Below are 3,766 nucleotides of genomic sequence, written 5' to 3'. Positions count from 1 at the left end.
TTTTGAATGAGTTTAAAAGCACGATAGTCTGAGTACTTTGTACCATCTTTGGTGCATTTTACCCAAAAGCAAAGGTTGCTTCCCTCTGCAAGTCAATCTCATTTTGCACCTTATCCCTATCAAACTTATCACCAATAATACCATTGATATGATTATTTTGGGTGATATCATCAGTGGTGATGTCGGTTGTGATGAGTGTGCCAGCTCTATGTTGGGTTAAGGATTAGGCTTGGATGTTGGGTTTTCGTACGAGAGCCAGCCTACCGTGCTTCATTTTTACAACATCATATCTGAGGATTTGCTTTAAACTCCTGAATTCTTGCATATATATCTGGATACTCTTGTTTTAAGTTTTTCATATATACATCTTCACCAATTAATGATGTGATAAATTTGTTAAAAGATTGGTTTATGAAAGTTGTCTTACCAGTCTCATGATCCATAAAATAGACAAAACCATATTCTTCTTTTTGTGTTAAATCAATAAAGAAAAGATTACCAAAACTGTCATCAGCAAAAAATAGCTCTCTGTTTTTTACATCTATTGAACAGTATTCAATGTTGTGCAATCCGTACATATGATGAATAGACGTTTCATCATTATTTAAACGGCATATTTTATTAATAGGTTTTGCCCCATTAAAATTAAGAAGATACTCTTTATAATCTTCTGGTATTTTTATTGAAAATTTTCTTTCAAAACTCTCAATTTTATCCATATTGCATGAACCAAAAGGATTGGGTTTGTGAAACATTGTTGAATTAAAAAAACTTTTCATTTGTTAGCTCTTCAAATTTGATTATTTAAATTTACCATTTCTTTTTAAATCCTCCAATCTTTTTTGAAAATCCAAATAAGATTGGTAGTCTCTAAATCCTTTTGCTCTTGCAGAACCATCAAGAGTTCCATCTGCCATTTTGGTGGAGATTAGACCAATTGGTGTAATTAGGTCAAAGACAAAATCGGCATAATCATCAGCACTAGCCTCTTTAATTGATGTGATTAGTCCAGCAGAAATTGCCATTGCCTTAGAATATATCGAGTGTCCGCCAGTATGTCCTGTTTTCTTATGAATTTCTGTTTCTACCAACTGCATTCTACCTAAATCCTGATGATGATGCCAGGTATAGCCATCAGGCGTTTTATCAAAACCAGCAGCTGCATTAGCTAGTGCGTCATCATGTGCTCTATTACCAGTTAAAACACCTATGTTAACATCTATATTTTTTTCCATTTTTTTACATACAGATAAGCTGAAAATTCGGGGCATCCCTGACTGTCAAAAGGTACTTGTATTTTTGAATGTAATTTCCCCGCCAAAGCAGAATTTCTAGGTATAATGCTATCTCTTGCTATTTCATAAGTCTCATCTGAGACCTTTTTGAACAATTTGCCTGCTTTAGTGGCACCACCATTATTATTCTCCACCGCCCCCCTTGCCAGTCTCGCTCCCACTCACCGTATCGGCTACATTGCCATCAGTCGCTGTATAAGCCGTTGTTACTGTGGCAAGGTCTAGAATGCTGACGATGGTATCTTTTTGTTCTTGGTTAAGTTCGCTTGGGTCTTTGGTGTCATATAGGTAATTAGCCAAGGCAGGTGCAGCCACTTCACTACTTGCTCCTGATAAAGCACCAGTTGTGATGTTGTTACCCGTGGCATAACTTACCGCAGCACCTAGTATGGCATGAGCCAGTAAGTGCTGAATGGTGACTTCTTGGTCTTGTGCTTTAAACTCTTGACCGATACGATAAGCAAGCTCTGGGCTTACTGCTCTTACTGTATCCCCTATGATACCATTTGAGTTAGAAGCGTGCAAGGCGGAGGTGATGCCGTAAAAGGGTCTTAGGTCTTGAATCCCGACCCACAAAAACCCCATTATTTTCCAAAAATATTATTAGCTCACCAATTATAAAGACATAATCACTAAAATCAATAACAATAGATAAAATATTAGAAGCATCCAATGAGGAAAGATTAAAGAAATCCTTTAAATCATTTTTGATATAAAATATCAACCTTACTATTATCCAAAGATTTGACTCCAAATAAATAAAACCTCTCAACATGACCTTTAGAAAAACTTTCTAACCTTAAATCAAATTTACAATTTTCTTCAATCTCATTCCAATTATCTAATTTTTTTCCACTCATCTTCAGAATTAGCACACCAGTTCGGATATCTCTCCATTAACATAAATTTCAATACTTCTATGTCTAGTAAACCAAAAATATATTGATTACATGGTATAACATCCAATTTCTCTATGATACTTTCAAACTCACTATAAAATGAAATTAGACCATAATTTGTTAAAAAGAATTTACCATTTATATAAATTCCAACAATACCATTAATTTCTTTACCAAGTAACCAGTGCTTAACCTCATCAACATAAATTGCAAAAGTATCAGGATTTCCAAAAATCATAATTTCTTTACCTTTTTAGGGTTGAGTCCAAAATGCTTGATTACATCTTGCGGTATATCGTTACCTTTTAATTGTTGATCAGGGTTTTGGTCTTTGCCTGTTATATTGATAATGTATAGTGATAGTTCTGCCATCCTCTCTATCAAAGGTTGCTTACATTTTTTGAAATCCAGCATCTTTAGGAAATCTTGTATCTTTAGTTACAGAACGTAGATTGTCATAATTCATATTTAGCAATTTATCACCCAATTTTGGATGTTGCTTTACTAAATTCCATGCTATTTGCTCTTGTAGATCTCTTGGTTGTGTAACTTATGCTGGAGAGGTAGCAGTAGCTGGCTTTGCTGTACTGATACTTTCTGCATTGCCAAATTGCCATATCTACTTTTTATCTATGTCTAGCTTGTAACCACAATTTGTACATTTTTTTGTATAAAAACTAAAACCCAAATTAGAAAAACTATTTTTTTTCTTAAAGAAATGTTCTCCGCAATTTGGACATAAGTTCTCTTGAAAAACAAGAATAACCAAGATATAAAAAGAATAAGCAAAAAACATAGTTATAAACAACATTATTGCTACTTCATTCATTTGAAAGACGATGCTGATAACAAAAAAGCAAACTATTGTGCTTATTTGATATATCACGGTTTGATTTGCAACTTTTCTTAAATAGATATCTTTTTTCATATTTTATCTCTTTTTTAAGAACACCGGATCATGATACAATTCAGTTTCTCCTTCAGAGTGGGTAAAACCAGAGCCAGGTTCTAATAACGGGCTTACACCCCAACCTATATTTTCTTTGGTGTCAGGATTTGTATGTGTTCGTACACACACAATAATTTTACAAAGCTCTTCGGTTTTAGACTTGCCTTTATAGTTGTCCATGCCTTTATAGTAATCAAAGCCAACACCTAGACTTGCACCAAATCCAACTACATTAGTTTGGGTTCTACCTAAGCCAATAGAAACACCATCCTCATCAGAAGATAGATATGCGGATGAATTAGCACCTTTACCCTTACCTATTGCCAAATCACCACCTGCAGTTACAGAAAAAACAGCAGGTGGTGTACTTTTTAATTTCTTCATGCATTTCTCATAATTCCCTTGGCTTGCACAATGCATATTCATGCTGTAGTCTATAGGTTGGATTATGGAATTGGTAAATTGTCCAAGATTAAATAAACTTTGATCATTATTCTCCACCGCCCCTTCCCAACCTCAGAAGCATTCACCGCAACACTGATATCACCCATTGCCCCATAAGCAATGCTGGCTGTGCCTAGGGTAATGATACTGGTGATGGTATCTTTTTGTTCTTGGGTAAG

At 34.8% G+C, this 3,766-nt stretch carries 7 protein-coding genes; all 7 read right to left on the bottom strand.

Annotated features, from left to right (window positions below; all coding sequences use genetic code 11):
- Positions 1-284: 284 nt before the first annotated feature.
- The gene (locus tag A7456_RS10560; RefSeq protein ID WP_067010478.1) at positions 285-779 is read right to left on the bottom strand and encodes an SMI1/KNR4 family protein; all 495 of its coding nucleotides are present in this window, start codon (positions 777-779) and stop codon (positions 285-287) included.
- A 21-nt stretch (positions 780-800) separates the two neighbouring features.
- Positions 801-1,235 (bottom strand): HNH endonuclease, encoded by a 435-nt coding sequence (locus tag A7456_RS11650; protein WP_067010475.1) that lies wholly within the window; start codon positions 1,233-1,235, stop codon positions 801-803.
- Entirely contained in the window at positions 1,220-1,429 is a 210-nt protein-coding gene (locus A7456_RS11645; RefSeq protein ID WP_067010473.1) for a hypothetical protein, read from the bottom strand. The genes A7456_RS11650 and A7456_RS11645 overlap by 16 nt, the downstream gene beginning before the upstream one ends.
- Entirely contained in the window at positions 1,419-1,880 is a 462-nt protein-coding gene (locus tag A7456_RS11640) for a hypothetical protein (RefSeq protein ID WP_197940353.1), read from the bottom strand. The genes A7456_RS11645 and A7456_RS11640 overlap by 11 nt, the downstream gene beginning before the upstream one ends.
- Before the next feature lie 252 nt (positions 1,881-2,132).
- Complete coding sequence (locus tag A7456_RS11805) at positions 2,133-2,432, bottom strand: Imm42 family immunity protein (protein ID WP_227713276.1); 300 nt, start codon at positions 2,430-2,432, stop codon at positions 2,133-2,135.
- The gene (locus tag A7456_RS11055; protein ID WP_197940287.1) at positions 2,429-2,566 is read right to left on the bottom strand and encodes a hypothetical protein; all 138 of its coding nucleotides are present in this window, start codon (positions 2,564-2,566) and stop codon (positions 2,429-2,431) included. Before A7456_RS11055 ends, A7456_RS11805 begins: the two co-directional genes overlap by 4 nt.
- A 559-nt stretch (positions 2,567-3,125) precedes the next feature.
- Positions 3,126-3,527: a hypothetical protein gene (locus A7456_RS10525; RefSeq protein ID WP_067010462.1), complete on the bottom strand. Its 402-nt coding sequence runs from the start codon at positions 3,525-3,527 to the stop codon at positions 3,126-3,128.
- Positions 3,528-3,766 lie beyond the last annotated feature (239 nt).

The sequence above is a fragment of the Moraxella nonliquefaciens genome (assembly GCF_001679005.1).
GTDB lineage: Bacteria > Pseudomonadota > Gammaproteobacteria > Pseudomonadales > Moraxellaceae > Moraxella > Moraxella nonliquefaciens.
Note: the sequence above shows the minus strand (reverse complement) of the source record. Positions and strands in the feature narration are given on the sequence as shown.